Origin of the sequence: Plantactinospora mayteni (genome assembly GCF_016862935.1) — a bacterium.
In the GTDB taxonomy this organism is placed as follows: domain Bacteria; phylum Actinomycetota; class Actinomycetes; order Mycobacteriales; family Micromonosporaceae; genus Plantactinospora; species Plantactinospora mayteni.
The window spans coordinates 1-13998 of record NZ_BONX01000049.1 but is presented as its reverse complement, the minus strand read 5'-3'; the positions used below and the strand labels follow the sequence as shown (position 1 = coordinate 13998).

14 protein-coding genes and 2 tRNA genes are annotated in these 13998 nt (G+C 70.2%); 12 read left to right on the top strand and 4 right to left on the bottom strand.

What is annotated here, in order from left to right; genetic code table 11:
- The first annotated feature begins 139 nt into the window (after nt 1-139).
- Nucleotides 140-1321, top strand: coding sequence for an alanine racemase (locus Pma05_RS32360; protein ID WP_239313557.1), 1182 nt, complete (start codon nt 140-142; stop codon nt 1319-1321).
- Nucleotides 1322-1380: 59 nt separating this feature from the next.
- Nucleotides 1381-2259, top strand: coding sequence for a nucleoside/nucleotide kinase family protein (locus tag Pma05_RS32355; protein WP_203861303.1), 879 nt, complete (start codon nt 1381-1383; stop codon nt 2257-2259).
- A gap of 20 nt (nt 2260-2279) precedes the next feature.
- Here Pma05_RS32355 and Pma05_RS32350 read toward each other — a convergent pair whose 3' ends face one another.
- Together Pma05_RS32350 and Pma05_RS32345 are read right to left on the bottom strand one after the other, a co-directional pair.
- Nucleotides 2280-2852 carry a hypothetical protein gene (locus Pma05_RS32350; RefSeq protein WP_203861302.1) on the bottom strand — a complete coding sequence of 191 codons (573 nt, stop codon included), beginning with the start codon at nt 2850-2852 and terminating at the stop codon, nt 2280-2282.
- A gap of 406 nt (nt 2853-3258) precedes the next feature.
- The gene (locus tag Pma05_RS32345) at nt 3259-3732 is read right to left on the bottom strand and encodes an Lrp/AsnC family transcriptional regulator (protein WP_203861301.1); all 474 of its coding nucleotides are present in this window, start codon (nt 3730-3732) and stop codon (nt 3259-3261) included.
- A 112-nt stretch (nt 3733-3844) separates the two neighbouring features.
- On the opposite strand from Pma05_RS32345, the gene Pma05_RS32340 reads away from it, so the two are divergent.
- The 4 genes from Pma05_RS32340 (at nt 3845) to Pma05_RS32325 (ending at nt 7182) form a co-directional block, all read left to right on the top strand.
- Nucleotides 3845-5149, top strand: coding sequence for an APC family permease (locus Pma05_RS32340; RefSeq protein WP_203861300.1), 1305 nt, complete (start codon nt 3845-3847; stop codon nt 5147-5149).
- A 19-nt stretch (nt 5150-5168) separates the two neighbouring features.
- Nucleotides 5169-5720 carry a GNAT family N-acetyltransferase gene (locus tag Pma05_RS32335; RefSeq protein ID WP_203861299.1) on the top strand — a complete coding sequence of 184 codons (552 nt, stop codon included), beginning with the start codon at nt 5169-5171 and terminating at the stop codon, nt 5718-5720.
- A gap of 715 nt (nt 5721-6435) precedes the next feature.
- Complete coding sequence (locus Pma05_RS32330; RefSeq protein ID WP_203861298.1) at nt 6436-6630, top strand: hypothetical protein; 195 nt, start codon at nt 6436-6438, stop codon at nt 6628-6630.
- 300 nt (nt 6631-6930) lie between these two features.
- Nucleotides 6931-7182: a hypothetical protein gene (locus tag Pma05_RS32325; RefSeq protein ID WP_203861297.1), complete on the top strand. Its 252-nt coding sequence runs from the start codon at nt 6931-6933 to the stop codon at nt 7180-7182.
- A 79-nt stretch (nt 7183-7261) separates the two neighbouring features.
- Here the strand turns inward: Pma05_RS32325 and Pma05_RS32320 are convergent.
- A tRNA-Gly gene (locus Pma05_RS32320) sits at nt 7262-7335 on the bottom strand.
- Nucleotides 7336-7598: 263 nt separating this feature from the next.
- Here Pma05_RS32320 and Pma05_RS32315 point away from each other — a divergent pair.
- The 6 genes from Pma05_RS32315 (at nt 7599) to Pma05_RS32290 (ending at nt 13053) form a co-directional block, all read left to right on the top strand.
- Nucleotides 7599-7672, top strand: a tRNA-Pro gene (locus Pma05_RS32315).
- Nucleotides 7673-7800: 128 nt separating this feature from the next.
- Nucleotides 7801-9147, top strand: coding sequence for a trigger factor (gene tig / locus Pma05_RS32310; RefSeq protein WP_203861296.1), 1347 nt, complete (start codon nt 7801-7803; stop codon nt 9145-9147).
- Between the two features lie 208 nt (nt 9148-9355).
- Nucleotides 9356-10000 (top strand): ATP-dependent Clp protease proteolytic subunit, encoded by a 645-nt coding sequence (locus Pma05_RS32305; protein WP_275414785.1) that lies wholly within the window; start codon nt 9356-9358, stop codon nt 9998-10000.
- 11 nt (nt 10001-10011) lie between these two features.
- The gene (locus tag Pma05_RS32300) at nt 10012-10680 is read left to right on the top strand and encodes an ATP-dependent Clp protease proteolytic subunit (RefSeq protein WP_203861294.1); all 669 of its coding nucleotides are present in this window, start codon (nt 10012-10014) and stop codon (nt 10678-10680) included.
- Between the two features lie 218 nt (nt 10681-10898).
- Nucleotides 10899-12191 carry an ATP-dependent Clp protease ATP-binding subunit ClpX gene (clpX, locus tag Pma05_RS32295; RefSeq protein WP_203861293.1) on the top strand — a complete coding sequence of 431 codons (1293 nt, stop codon included), beginning with the start codon at nt 10899-10901 and terminating at the stop codon, nt 12189-12191.
- A 64-nt stretch (nt 12192-12255) separates the two neighbouring features.
- Nucleotides 12256-13053: a carbon-nitrogen hydrolase family protein gene (locus tag Pma05_RS32290; RefSeq protein WP_203861292.1), complete on the top strand. Its 798-nt coding sequence runs from the start codon at nt 12256-12258 to the stop codon at nt 13051-13053.
- A gap of 216 nt (nt 13054-13269) precedes the next feature.
- On the opposite strand, the gene Pma05_RS32285 is transcribed toward Pma05_RS32290, so the two are convergent.
- On the bottom strand, nt 13270-13494 hold the full coding sequence (locus Pma05_RS32285) for a hypothetical protein (protein WP_203861291.1): 225 nt from the start codon (nt 13492-13494) through the stop codon (nt 13270-13272).
- Between the last annotated feature and the right edge of the window lie 504 nt (nt 13495-13998).

Sequence of the window (13998 nt, the reverse complement as noted above, 5' to 3'; positions counted from 1 at the left end):
GAGCCGCGGCCAAGGCGCACCGGACGGACCGGTCGGCGGTGACGCGCTGACCCGAGGTCGCCGGGGTGCGGGGTGAGGGCCGGCCCTGGGCGGGGCCGGTCGGCCTAGACTTGGCCGCGCAACGCGGAGGAGAGTCGTCGTGCCCCTGACCAGCGACACCCGTCCGGTGCCGGCCGGCGAGGTCCGGCCCGCCGAGGGCCAGCCCGAGACCCCGTTCCTGGTGGTCGACCCGGAGCGGGTGGGCCGGAACATCGCGCGGCTCCGGTCCCGGCTGGCCGGGTTGGGCACCCCGCTGCGCCCGCACGTCAAGACGGCGAAGTCGCTGGCCGTCGCCCGGCTGCTCTTCGACGGCGAGCCGGGGCCGATCACCGTGTCGACGCTGCGCGAGGCGGAGGCATTCGCCGGGTACGGCTACACCGACATCCTTTACGCGGTCGGGCTCGCCCCGCAGAAGCTCGACCGGGTGGTGGCGCTGCACCGTGCCGGGGTGGACCTCCAGGTACTGGTCGACAGCGTCGCCCAGGCCGAGGCGGTCGCCGCCGTCACGACCCGGACCGGCGTACGCGTCCCGGCGCTGATCGAGGTCGACTGCGACGGGCACCGGAGCGGGCTGCGCCCGGACGACCCGACGGCGGTACGGATCGCCGAGACGCTGGAACGGGGCGGCGCCGAGGCCCGGGGAGTACTGCTGCACGCGGGCGGGTCGTACCACTGCCGGTCCCGCGAGGAACTGGTCGCGGCGGCGGAGAACGAGCGGGCCAGCGGCGTACGGGCCGCCGACCGGCTCCGGGCCGCCGGCTTCGCCGCGCCGGTGGTGAGCGTCGGCTCGACTCCGACCGCGCACGCCGCGGCGGACCTCACCGGGGTCACCGAGGTCCGGGCCGGCAACTTCGTCTTCTTCGACCTGGTGATGGCCGGGATCGGCGTGTGCGGCGTCGACGACCTGGCGATGTCCGTGGTGGTCACGGTCATCGGCCACCAGCCGGGAAAGGGCTGGATCGTCACCGACGGCGGCTGGATGGCGACCTCGCGCGACCGGGGCACCTCGGGGCAGCCCGTCGACCAGGGTTACGGCCTGGTCGCCCGGCTCGACGGGCCGCTCTATCCGGACCTGGTGATGACCGACGCCAGCCAGGAACACGGCATCCTGACCGTCCGCCCGGGCAGCCCCGCCGCGCTGCCCAACCTCCCGGTCGGTACCCGGGTACGGATCCTGCCGATCCACGCCTGCGCGACCGCCGCCCAGCACGACGAGTACCTGGTGCTCGATCCCGCCACCGGCGGCGTGACGGAGATCTGGCCCCGGCTGCGCGGCTGGTAGCGAGTCGGTCGGCCGGTGCGCTGCCGGTGCCGGCCCGAGTCACGGGGGTGGAAGTGGCGATGACGTCCGACGGGGTCTCCATCGCGCTGATGGGGATCGACGGCTGTGGGAAGACCACCCTGGCCGGACAGCTCCGGTCCACACTCGCCGACGCCGGCCTGGAGGTGGTGGATCCCGGGCTGAAGGCGGCCCTTTCCCGTACCGGCCTGCCGGCCGGCTATCCCCGGTCCAGTCTGGAGACTCTGGCCCTGGAGGCATGGCGGCTGTTCTACGCGGGCAGCACCGTCGACGGCCGACCCGCCGAGGACGCGGTCTCGGCCGCCTTCGCCTCGTCCGGCGTCGCGAGGATGGGCGAGGATCTGCCCAGCGGCCCGTCCGGGGTCCGGCAGGCCGGCATCGTCGCCTCCGCGCTCATCGAGTTCGCCGGGCACCACCTGCTGCGGGCCGAGCTGATCCAACCGGCCCTGCTGCGCGGTGCCGTCTGCGTGTCGGACGGGTTTCCGCTGAAGAACGTCGTCCGGGTGCTGCGGCTCGCCCAGCGGATGCCCGATCCGGCGATCCCGCCCAGTGCGCTGGACACCCTGGTCGACGCGGTCCGGGCGTCCTTTGCCGACGCGTACCAGCAACCGGACATCGGCATCCTGCTGGACGCCGATCCCGAACTGGCGTACCGGTGGCGGGTGTCGCAGACCGGGCGGGTCGAACCCGGCGCCGACCTCTCGGTGACCGGCCGGACCGGGCCGGAGTCCTACCTCCGGTTCCAGGCCGCGATGGCGGACGAGTACCGGGCGGCGGCGCGGGAATGGGGCTGGCACGTCCTGCCGGTGGACGGCCGGCCGCAGCGGCAGACGGTGGCCGAAGCCGTCGACATCGTGTTGGACCACCCCCGGATCCGCCACCGGATCGCCGCCGTGCCGGCGGCCGACCCGGACTCCTGACCCGGTCGCCGGAGGGCCGATCAGTCGAGGAAGGCGAGGAAGACGACTCCGAGTCCCAACGGCACGTCCAGCAGCATGCAGAATTCCGCCAGCGACCGGGGCACCACCTGGTTACGCCGGTAGTGGACGAGGTCCCACACTCCGTGGCTCGCCAGCAGCAGGCCGGCCAGGATCAGTCCGGCGCGGGGCGCGACCGCGAGTGTGGCCACGGCGAGGCCGCCGAACCCGATCAGGGCGCCGAGTTGGGCGGTGAACGCGGGCCGGGGTGCCCGGCCGACCAGTCCGGCGAGGACCAGCACCAGTGCGGCGATGCCGAGACCGGCCCACCAGGCCAGCCCGGTGATCTTGCTGATCGCGATCACAACGCTGGCGCCGGGAACCGCAGCCCAGGCTACCCACGGCCGGTCGAACGCGGCGGCGCCGAGGTAGCAGAGCGTGGCCACCCCGACCACGATGGCCACCGACTCGTGATCCGCGCCGAGCACCAGTTGCGGTACGGCGACCGCCAGTCCGAGCAGGCTCGGCCAGCGATGCAGGACGACCTGCCAGCGCGGCGCCTCGGCCCGGGCCGTGCCCACCGACGAGAGATTCATGCCCTGGCCTCCTTGCCACCGGAAAGCACTCCGGTTCCCGGCGATCGGGGTGGCGGTATCCGGTTTCGCCGCCCACCGGCGCCGGCTGCGTCCGGTTTCACCGCCGACCGACGCCACCCACCTGGGCAGAGTCTGGAGGTCGGCGGCTTCAGATCGGCTTCACGTCGCCCAAGGACGATCGAGACGACCTCCGGTTCGGATCGACCAACCCAGGAACAGGCTCATGACCTGCGGTTTCATCGTGCCGTGCTGCTCCGCCCAGCGCCGCCCCGCCCAGCGCCGCCCCGCCCAGCGCCGCCCCGCCCAGCGCCGCCCCGCCCTGGCCTGGCCTGGCCTGGGCCGATCGACGGCGGCCGGCGGCGCCGTGGATCAGCGCGTGAAGGCGGCCGGAGAATACTCGGGTGGGTCAGCGCAACTGGGCCAGCGGCAGGGGTCCACGGGTCTTCACCGTGCGGATGGCGAAGGTGCTGCGGGCGTCCACGATCGCCGGAATGGCCAGGATCTGGTCGATCAGCAACCGCTCGTACGCGGCCAGGTTGGCCACCGCCGCCTCGACCAGGAAGTCGGCGGAGCCGGAGATGACGTGGCAGGCGACCACCTCGGGGATGCCGGAGAGCACCGACTCGATCCGGGCGGCAGTCTTCCGGGAGTGCTGCCCGACTTTCAGTTCGATGAAGACCGTCAGGTCCAGCCCGAGCCGAGCCCGGTCGAGTTCGGCCCGGTAGCCGGCGATCAGCCCGTCCTGTTCGAGGGCGCGTACCCGGCGCAGGCAGGCAGACGGCGACAGCGCGACCGCCTCGGCGAGGTCGACGTTGGCGATCCGCCCGTCGGTCTGGAGGCGGTCCAGGATCGCCCGGTCCGTGGAGTCGTACGCAGCCATCGGCACATGTTGCCGCAGTAGCCGGCCCAGGCGCAAGAATATTGCGCGACTGCCCGCCGAGCCGCGCACATTTGCCATCGCGTGCCGCGCGTACGCTGCCACACTCCATCGCATGACGACCAGGCTGACCAGCCAGCGCGAACCCGTCGTACCCGACCTCGGTGTGCCGCGCGGCGCGGCACTCTACGTCGGGGCGCTGCTCGGGCCGGGGCTGCTGCTCCTGCCCGGCCTGGCCGTGGCGCGGGCTGGACCGGCGTCGATCCTGGCCTGGGCCGGGCTGCTGGTCGCGTCCGGCCTGTTCGCGGTCGTCTTCGCCGCCCTCGGCGTACGCCACCCGTCCGCCGGCGGAGTCCGGGCGTACGCCGAGGCAGGTCTCGGCCCCCGGGCCGGCCGCGCGGTCGCCTGGTGTTTCCTGGCCGGAGTGGTCAGCGGCGCGCCGATCGTCTGCGTCACCTGCGGCAACTACGTCGCCGACCTGCTCGGCGGCGACGTCCGGCTCGCCTCCGCAGCCGCGGCCGTGCTGCTGCTCGGCACCCTCACGGTGACCCTGCGGGGCGTCCGTACCTCCGCCACCGTGCAGTTCGGCCTGGTCGTGCTGCTCGTCGCGATCGTCGTCGGCGCGGTCGCCGGAGCCGCACCGGCCAGCAGTGCCGCCAACTGGACGCCGTTCGCGCCGCACGGCTGGGCGGCGATCGGCCCGGCGGCCTCGACCCTGATGCTCGCCTTCGTCGGCTGGGAGGCGATCGCGCCGCTGACCAACCGCTTCGCCCGGCCCCGCCAGCAGCTCCCGATCGTCATCGGCATCGCCTTCGGCACCACCACCGTGATCTACCTGGCCCTCGGTGCCGTCACCGTGGCCGCGCTCGGCCCGCAGGCGAGCACGTCGGTGCCGCTGGCCGCGCTGCTCACCCTCGCGGTCGGTCCGGCCGGGCAGGCCATCGCCGCCGTCGGCGCGGTCGTGCTCACCGTCGGCGCCGTTCTCGCGTACCTCTCCGGCGCCGGCAGCCTGGCGCGCACGCTGACGCCGCCCGGCTCCGGGTTTGCAGGCGGGTCGCAGCGCGCGGCAGCGGCGGCCCGGGACACCATGCCATCGTGGCTGCTCGCCGGGCTCCTCGGCTCGGGGGTCGTGCTGATCGGGCTGCTCGGCACCGGCGCCGTCAGCCTGGCCACCCTGGTCAACGTGCCGACCACGTTCTTCCTGGTGGTCTACCTCGGCTGCACCGCCGCCGCCTGTCGGCTGCTGACCGGGCCACCGCGGGCGGTCGCCGCCGTCGCCTTGGTCGCGGTCGTCGTGGTGCTGGCCTTCAGCGGGTACGCCCTGATTCCCGCCGCCGCCGTCACCGCGCTGGCCCTGTTCGCCCGTCGACGCCGACCGGCCGCTCCCGAATCGCCCCGTGAGCCGCTGCCGGTCGGATAGCGGCTGGATACTGGGGGACATGTCTGACCTGGCACTGCCGATCCGTACCGAGCGACTGCTGCTCCGCCAGTACCGAGCCGACGACGTGGACGCGCTGTACGCGTACTACAGCGACCCGGTGGTCGCCCGCTACATCCCGTGGGAGCCGTGGTCGCGCGAGTTCACGACCGAGATGGTCGGTAAGCGGATCCACTACACGAGCATCACGGGGACCGAGTCCCGCCTGGCAGTGGTGGTGGAGCACAAGGGTGAGGTCGTCGGCGACCTGATCCTGTGGCCGGCCGACGAGACGCTGTCCCGGGGCGAGATGGGCTGGGCCTTCCACCCGTCGGTCTCCGGCCGTGGCTTCGCCACCGAGGCGGTACGCGCGTTCCTCGGCGTCGCCTTCGAGCACTGCGGGATGCACCGGGTGATCGCGCAGCTCAACGCGCTCAACGAGGCGTCGGCACGGCTGTGCGAACGGGTGGGCATGGTCAAGGAGGCACACCTGCGCCGTGACTACTGGACGAAGGGCGTGTGGGCGGACAACGCGATCTACGGACTGCTCGCGGAGGAGTGGCAGGACCGGTAACAAGGGCGGCCCCCCGACACGGGGGACGCCGCCGACCGGGGCCCGGAGGACTGGATCGGGCGACGGGAATCGAACCCGCACCGTCAGTTTGAAAGATCGTTTCCGGCTGCCCGGATCTGTCCGTTGTGCCTGGTCGTTGGCGGTGTGGCGGTGACCGCTCCTGCCCGCTGGTGACCGTCCACGGCACGGGCGAATGGCACGTGGGTGGCACGGCGCGGGTGTTGGGTCGACGGATCTAGCCGTCCTCCTACGACCATTGTAGGCTCGCCTCATGGCGTCAGTGATCCAGACGGTGGGAATAGTTTTCGGCGTCGCTGTCCTGCTGACCGTCGTCGTGGTCATCGTGATCGGTCTGTTGAAGCCAAAGCGTTCCCAGCCCGATGAGGAATCCGCTGATTACCCGCTCTACCCCCCGTTGGACGGAGTTGGTGGTAGTGAGTAGTCAGTCAAGTGTCTGAACAACAGATTTTCAGATCGTTCCGGCTGTCCCCGGTCTGTCCGGAGTGCCTGGTCAGTGGCGGGGTAGTGGAGCCCGGTCCTGCCCGTTGGTGAACGTTTACGGCACGGGCTTCTGACACGCGGCTGGCACGGGCTCGGGCCTCGGGCGCGGCTGGTCGGCGTCGTGCGGTTTCCCGCCCCACCCTCGGCGGCGGCCAACCAGCCACGCGATCGTCACGACCTGTACATGCTGGCGCCTCAGATCTACCCTTCGACCATGACGTGGATCTGGACCATACTCGTGATCGCCCTTGGCGTATCCGTCGCTGCGGTTCTGTATGTGGCGCTGCGTGACCGTCAGCGGTTGCCTTCGGCCGAGGACAGTGCGGCCAGCCGATTGGCCACCTCTGATGCCGCACGGCACGACGCCGACCGGCACGTCAAGAAGTTGGACAACGGCGCGGGTATCTGACGTGCGCGAGCGGCGCCACTTCGGGGTGGTGTAAAGCTGGGGCCGCGCTCCGCAACCGGATAGAGTTCGGCGCATAACATCCGGTGCATCAGCTCTCGGGTGCTGGCGCCGGTCGCCGCTGCCAGGTTGTTGCCGGTGTGCCGTAGGTCGTGGAAATGGAACCCGTCTGGCATGCCAGCCGTGCGCAGCGCCGCCGACCAGTCAACCGCCCGCCGCCAGTTGCCGGAACGCAGCACCGCATCTTTGTCCCCGGTGAACGCCAGCGCGTCCGGCCTCTCTCGCACGTGGTCGCGCAGGTGCGTGGCGAGTGTGGTCCGGGCCACCGCCGGCAGCGACACGGTGCGGTTGCTGGCCCCGGACTTGGATCACGCCAGCATGCGGGCCACGCTCATCTACCAGCACACCACCAGCGAGCGCGACCGGGAGATCGCCGCAGGCATGGGCCGCCGGATCGCCAAGGCTCAACCCAAGCCCAAGAAGACGGCCCGCACGCGACGCATGGGCACCGACCCGGACGACGGGCCAGCCGGTGCACCGGCCCGCGTCGGCTAATGGCCCGCGAGATCGATTAGAGCCGGAAACAGAACGGCCCAGGCTCAGCGATCATGCCGCTGACCTGGGCCGGAACTCCTGGAGCGGGCGACGAGAATCGAACTCGCACCGTCAGTTTGGAAGACTGAAGCTCTGCCATTGAGCTACGCCCGCGCTCGCCCCGATCATCTCAGGACGCGACGGATAGCCTAACGGGTCGCCCCACCCCCTGGATACCGGCACCCCGCCGAGCGCCGCCAGCCACGGGCCCGACACGAGCCCGCACCCCTGCACCCGCCAGCCGACCAGGCCCAGAACCGGAAGCACCAGCACCCCACGTACTCCAAGATCAAGCTGGATCGGGACGACACGGCGGCCGGCTACGGAGACCGGGCGGGCGCGACCCTGACCGGACGGCATACACTCTTCACCGCCACCGGGGTGTGGCGCAGCTTGGTAGCGCACTCGCTTTGGGAGCGAGGGGCCGTGGGTTCAAATCCCGCCACCCCGACTGTCGCCCGCGGCTGCGGGGTGATTCGGTTCACCCCGCGCCGTCAGACGCGTCCGCCGGCTCGCCTACACTCGATGGGCTGAAGACCGGCCCAGAATAAAGATCGAGATCCGTCAAGGAGTACGCCTGTGAAGAGCACCGTCGAGACTCTGAGCCCGACGCGCGTGCGGCTCGCCATCGAGGTGCCGTTCGTCGAGCTCGAGCCGAGCCTCAAGAAGGCGTACCGGGAGATCGCCTCGCAGGTCAACGTCCCGGGCTTCCGGCGTGGCAAGGTGCCGGCGGCCGTCATCGACCAGCGGGTCGGTCGGGGCACGGTGCTCAACGAGGCCGTCCAGGACGCCATCCCGGAGAACATTCTCGCCGCGGTCCGCGAGCACGACGTGAAGACGCTGGGCCGGCCCGAGGTCGAGATTACCGAGTTCAACGACGGTGACGCGCTGAAGTTCACCGCCGAGGTCGACGTCCGCCCCGAGATCACGCTGCCCGATCTTTCCACCGTCGAGGTGACCGTCGACGAGCTCCAGATCGACGAGAGCGAGATCGACGCCCAGGTTGCCAGCCTGCGGGAGCGGTTCGCCACGCTCAAGACGGTCGAGCGGGCCGCCCAGGAGGGCGACTACGTGCAGATCGACCTGGCGGCGACCGTCGACGGCGAGGAGGTGCCGGGCGGCTCGGCCACCAACATCTCGCACGAGGTCGGCAGCAAGCAGCTCCTGCCAGGGCTGGACGAGGTGCTGGTCGGCCTCTCGGCGAGTGACTCGAGCACCTTCCAGACCCAGCTCGTCGGCGGCGACTTCGCCGGCCGGGACGCTGACGTCTCCGTGACGGTCCGCACCGTCAAGGAGAAGGAACTGCCCCCGCTCGACGACGATTTCGCCCAGCTCGCCAGCGAGTTCGACACCCTGGACGAGCTGCGCGGCGACATCCGCGAGCGGGTCAGCCGGTCGAAGAAGATCGAGCAGATCTACGCCGCCCGGGACCGCGCCCTGGAGCAGATGGTGGCGGCGGCCGAGGTGCCGGCCCCGGACGGGGTCGTGCGCGAGGAGGTCGAGCACCGCAAGCAGGCCATGGTCGACCAACTGGAGCGGATCGGCGCCTCCCTGGAGGAATATCTCACCTCCGAGGAGAAGACCGAGGAGCAGATCGACGCCGAGCTGAAGGACGCGGCCACCGAGGGAGTCAAGATCCAGCTCCTGCTGGACACCCTGGCCGACGCCGAGCAGGTGCAGGTCTCCGACGACGAGTTCGGGCACGAGATCGTGCACCGGGCGCAGCGCGCCGGGATGGCCCCGCAGCAGTACTACGACCAGCTCGTCCGCTCCGGCGCGGCCGGCGCGGTCTACGGCGACGTCCGGCGCGGCAAGGCGCTGGCCATGGTGATGGAGCGGATCAAGATCACCGACTCGGCCGGCAACCCGATCAGCATGGACGAGCTGCGCGCCGCGAACGGCGAGGAGCACGACCACGAGCACTGAGCCGCGCGGGGTCGAGACGGTCGGACCCGGACGCTCCGCTCCGGGCCCGACCGGCCGAAACCCCATCGGGTACGCCCCGGGCGGTCAGCGCGCCGCTGCCGTACCGCCGGCAACTGCGCTGTTAGCGAACAGTGCCCGGACCGGGACGTTACGACCCGGGCCAGCGGTTAATGTCGGGCGTAAGACGCACGGAGAGCGAAGGGCTGCCATGACTGGTTCAGACTTCTCAGCTATGCCCCTGCGGGTGACCGAAGCCCGCGGTGCGGACGCACTTGGTGGCAACCTCGACGACTCGGTCTACAACCGGCTGCTCAAGGAGCGGATCATCTTCCTTGGCAGCGAGGTGACCGACCAGGTCGCCAACCGCATCTGCGCACAGCTGCTGCTACTCGCCGCGGAGGACCCCAGCCGCGACATCAACCTGTGGATCAACTCGCCGGGTGGCTCGGTCTACTCCGGCATGGCGATCTACGACACCATGCAATTCATCGACAACGACGTCTCCACGGTCGCGATGGGGATGGCCGCCTCGATGGGCCAGCTCCTGCTCTGCGCCGGCACCAAGGGCAAGCGCTACGCCCTGCCGCACGCGCGGATCATGATGCACCAGCCGTCCGGCGGCATGGGCGGTACGGCCTCCGACATCGCCATCCAGGCCGAGCAGATGCTCTACACCAAGCGGATGTTCCAGGAGCGGGTGGCCCACCACACCGGCCAGGAGCAGGCCCAGATCGAGGCCGACTCGGACCGGGACCGCTGGTTCACCGCCACCGAGGCCAAGGACTACGGCTTCATCGACAAGGTGATCACCGGAGCCGCGCAGGTTCCGGAAGGCGCCGGGACCCTGAGCTGAGGAGCGGAACGATGACTGACCCGACCCTGCTTGCCGGTGGCGGCTTCCAGCCCGTGCACAACCGGTACGTCCTGCCCTCCTTCGTCGAGCGCACCTCGTACGGCGTCAAGGAGTCGAACCCCTACAACAAGCTCTTCGAGGACCGGATCATCTTCCTCGGCGTGCAGGTGGACGACGCGTCGGCCAACGACGTGATGGCCCAGTTGCTGACGCTGGAGGGCACCGACCCGGACCGCGACATCATCATGTACATCAACTCGCCCGGCGGCTCGTTCACGGCCATGACGGCGATTTACGACACGATGCAGTACGTCCGGCCGGACATCCAGACCGTCTGCCTCGGGCAGGCGGCCAGCGCCGCGGCCGTACTGCTCGCCGCCGGTACGCCCGGCAAGCGCATGGCGCTGCCGAACTCCCGGATCATCATCCACCAGCCGGCCACCGAGGGCGGCTACGGGCAGGGCTCGGACATCGAGATCCAGGCCCGGGAGATCCTCCGGATGCGTACCCAGCTCGAGGAGATGCTCTCCCGACACTCCAACCAGCCGATCGAACGAGTCCGTCGTGATATCGACCGTGACAAGTTCATGACCGCTGAGGAGTCCCGGGAGTACGGCCTGGTCGACACCATCCTGACCAGCCGAAAGAAGGGCCTGCTCGCGGCCAGCGCCTCGAGCTGATCAGTCTGGGTCAGAGGCCGGCCGACCGGCTGCCCGGTGGCCGGCCTCTGACACACCCGTTTTGGGGGTCGGAGAAACCTCGCGCAGCGGGTAACGTCGGTTCTGCACCGCCCACGGCCGGTCGGGACCGGCCGGCGAACACAACCGACGGGGCGTACCGTCCGCAGGCCAGTGCCTCTGCTCAGAGAGGCCGGCCGATGAGCGCAGGGAGAACGTAGGTGGCACGGATCGGCGACGGTGGCGACCTACTGAAATGCTCCTTCTGTGGCAAGTCGCAGAAGCAGGTCAAGAAGCTCATCGCAGGCCCCGGGGTCTACATCTGTGACGAGTGCATAGACCTCTGCAACGAGATCATCGAAGAGGAGCTGGCCGAGTCCGGCGAGGTGAAGTGGGAAGAGCTTCCCAAGCCGATGGAGATCTGCCAGTTCCTCGACCAATATGTGGTGGGTCAGGACCAGGCGAAGAAGGCCCTCGCGGTCGCGGTCTACAACCACTACAAGCGGATCCAGGCGGAGGGCGCCGGCGGGCCCGGCGCCGCCGACGGGGTGGAGCTGTCGAAGTCCAACATCCTGCTGATAGGTCCGACCGGGTGCGGCAAGACACACCTGGCCCAGACCCTCGCCCGGATGCTGAACGTGCCGTTCGCGATCGCCGACGCGACCGCGTTGACCGAGGCCGGCTACGTCGGCGAGGACGTCGAGAACATCCTGCTCAAGCTGATCCAGGCCGCCGACTACGACATCAAGCGGGCCGAGACCGGCATCATCTACATCGACGAGGTCGACAAGATCGCCCGCAAGTCGGAGAACCCGTCGATCACCCGGGACGTCTCCGGTGAGGGTGTGCAGCAGGCGCTGCTCAAGATCCTGGAAGGCACGGTGGCGAACGTGCCGCCGCAGGGCGGCCGGAAACACCCGCACCAGGAGTTCATCCAGATCGACACCACCAACGTGCTCTTCATCTGCGGTGGTGCATTCGCCGGGCTGGACCAGATCATCGAGGCCCGGACCGGCCAGGGCGGGCTCGGCTTCGGCGCTCACCTCCGGTCGGTCTCCGAGCGCTCGACCGACGACATCTTCGGCCGGGTCATGCCGGAGGACATGCTCAAGTTCGGTCTGATCCCCGAGTTCATCGGCCGGCTTCCGGTGATCACCAACGTCCGGAGCCTCAACCGCGAGGCGCTCGTCCGGATCCTCACCGAGCCCCGCAACGCGCTCGTCCGGCAATACCAACGCCTCTTCGAGTTGGACGGCGTCGAGCTGGAGTTCGAGCCGGCGGCGCTGGAGGCGATCGCCGACCAGGCCATGCTCCGTGGCACCGGCGCCCGGGGCCTGCGCGCCATCCTCGAAGAGGTCCTGCTCTCCGTGATGTACGAGGTGCCGAGCAACCCGAACGCGGCCCGCGTCCTGATCACCCGGGGCGTCGTACTGGAGAACGTCAACCCGACGATCGTCCCGCGCGAGTTCACCGGCCGCCGCGCCCGGCGCGAGCGCGAGGAGCGCTCGGCCTGACGGGCGGCTGCCGAGCCCCCGGCTAAGCCTGGCCACCCGGAGGCCGTCGCCGTAGGCTCTCCGCATGCGCGTCGCCGTCTGCCAGCTCAACGCCCGGGACGACCGGAAGGCCAACCTGACCGCCGCCGGCGAGCTGCTGGCCCGGGCTGCGGCCGCCGGTGCGGACCTGGCGATCCTTCCCGAGTACGTCGACTATCTCGGCCCGTCGCGAGGACTGCCGGCCGCCGAGCCGGTCGACGGCGAGTTCGCCGAGTTCTTCGCCGAGGCGGCCCGGCAGCACGGCATCTGGGTGCACGCCGGCTCTTTCCACGAGATCGGCCCGGATCCGGAGCACACCTACAACACCTCGCTGGTCTTCGACCGCTCCGGCACGCTCGCCGCGACGTACCGGAAGATCCACCTCTACGACGTGGAGATCCCCGGCCGGGTCTCCTACCTCGAATCCAAGACTGTCGCCGCCGGCTCCGAGCCGGTCACCGTCGACGTCGACGGGGTACGCGTCGGCCTGTCGATCTGCTACGACCTGCGCTTCCCCGAGCTGTACCGGCAGTTGGCCGTTGCCGGGGAGGCCCACCTGCTGGTGGTGCCGGCCGCCTTCATGCTGCACACCGGTCGGGACCACTGGGAGGTGCTGCTGCGCGCCCGGGCGATCGAGAACCAGTGTTACGTCGCGGCGGCGGGGCAGATCGGTGACCACGACCCGGGGCGTACCTGTTTCGGCCGCAGCATGGTGATCGACCCCTGGGGCACGGTGGTCGGTCAGGCACCGGACACGGTCGGGATCGTGGTCACCGACCTCGACCTCGACCGGCTGCGCGAGATCCGTACCGAGCTGCCCAGCCTGGCAAACCGCCGCCTCTGACCGCCCGCCTCTGACCGCGCGTCACTTCGGCCGGCTCGCGGCCCTGAGCCCGGCCGGGCGCGCCGAGGACCGCCGATGATCGGGATAGTCGGCGGACGGCTTCCGTGCCGGCTCGCCGTACCGTCATTGAACCTTTTCAACCTGAACCCCGCGGCGCTCACACACCGCGTCCGACCTTGCGGTCCGACGGACCGCAAGGGGAGCTTGAAAAAGGGTTCATTGCAGCAGCATGCCGACGACGGCCAGGCCGATGATCGCGGAGGCCGTCACCAACAGTCCGGTGGTCATCCGGGATCGGCCACGGCGGGCCAGCCGGTGTACCGAGACGACCACGGCGAGCAGCACGAGACCGCCGATCACGAGTTGCCAGAACGGCAGCAGGAGAGCGGTGATGCTGTCCTGTGCGACGGTGATCTCGGTGGAGCTCGCGTACGCGGCCATGGTTGCCACTCTGACACGCCTGGCCGGCTCTGACACGGACAACTGCGGCACGGTCCGGTCACAGCGGGACGGGAAGGAGGAGTACGTCGATTTGCGCCCAGCGGGCCAGACGCGTAACTTTCTCTCTGCGCGCGGCGCCCCGGACGACGAGGCCGGGCCGCGAGCACCTTGGTCTCCCGCAGGGCATATGCCCGACGGAGACGGAGGCCGGGTGGTGCGCTCGACCGGATGAGAGTCAGGTTGAGAATGCGGGACCAACCGGGTAGAGTGTTTGAGGCCGGCAGGAGCCGGGCAGATGCGCCGCAAGCGGCCATCGGCCGGTCTGTGGGCCTCCCCCGACAGAAGCGACCACCACCCTTTGGTGTGCGTGAGTACGGGGACCCTCGGGCGAGGCGATTAAGTCTGAAGTTTAGGCTTGACACTGTGAGGCCGAGCGGGTAGGTTGGGCGAGTTGCCCCGAGGGCGATCCTCTCACTGAGGTTCGCGTTCGGTGTGTGGTTGTTT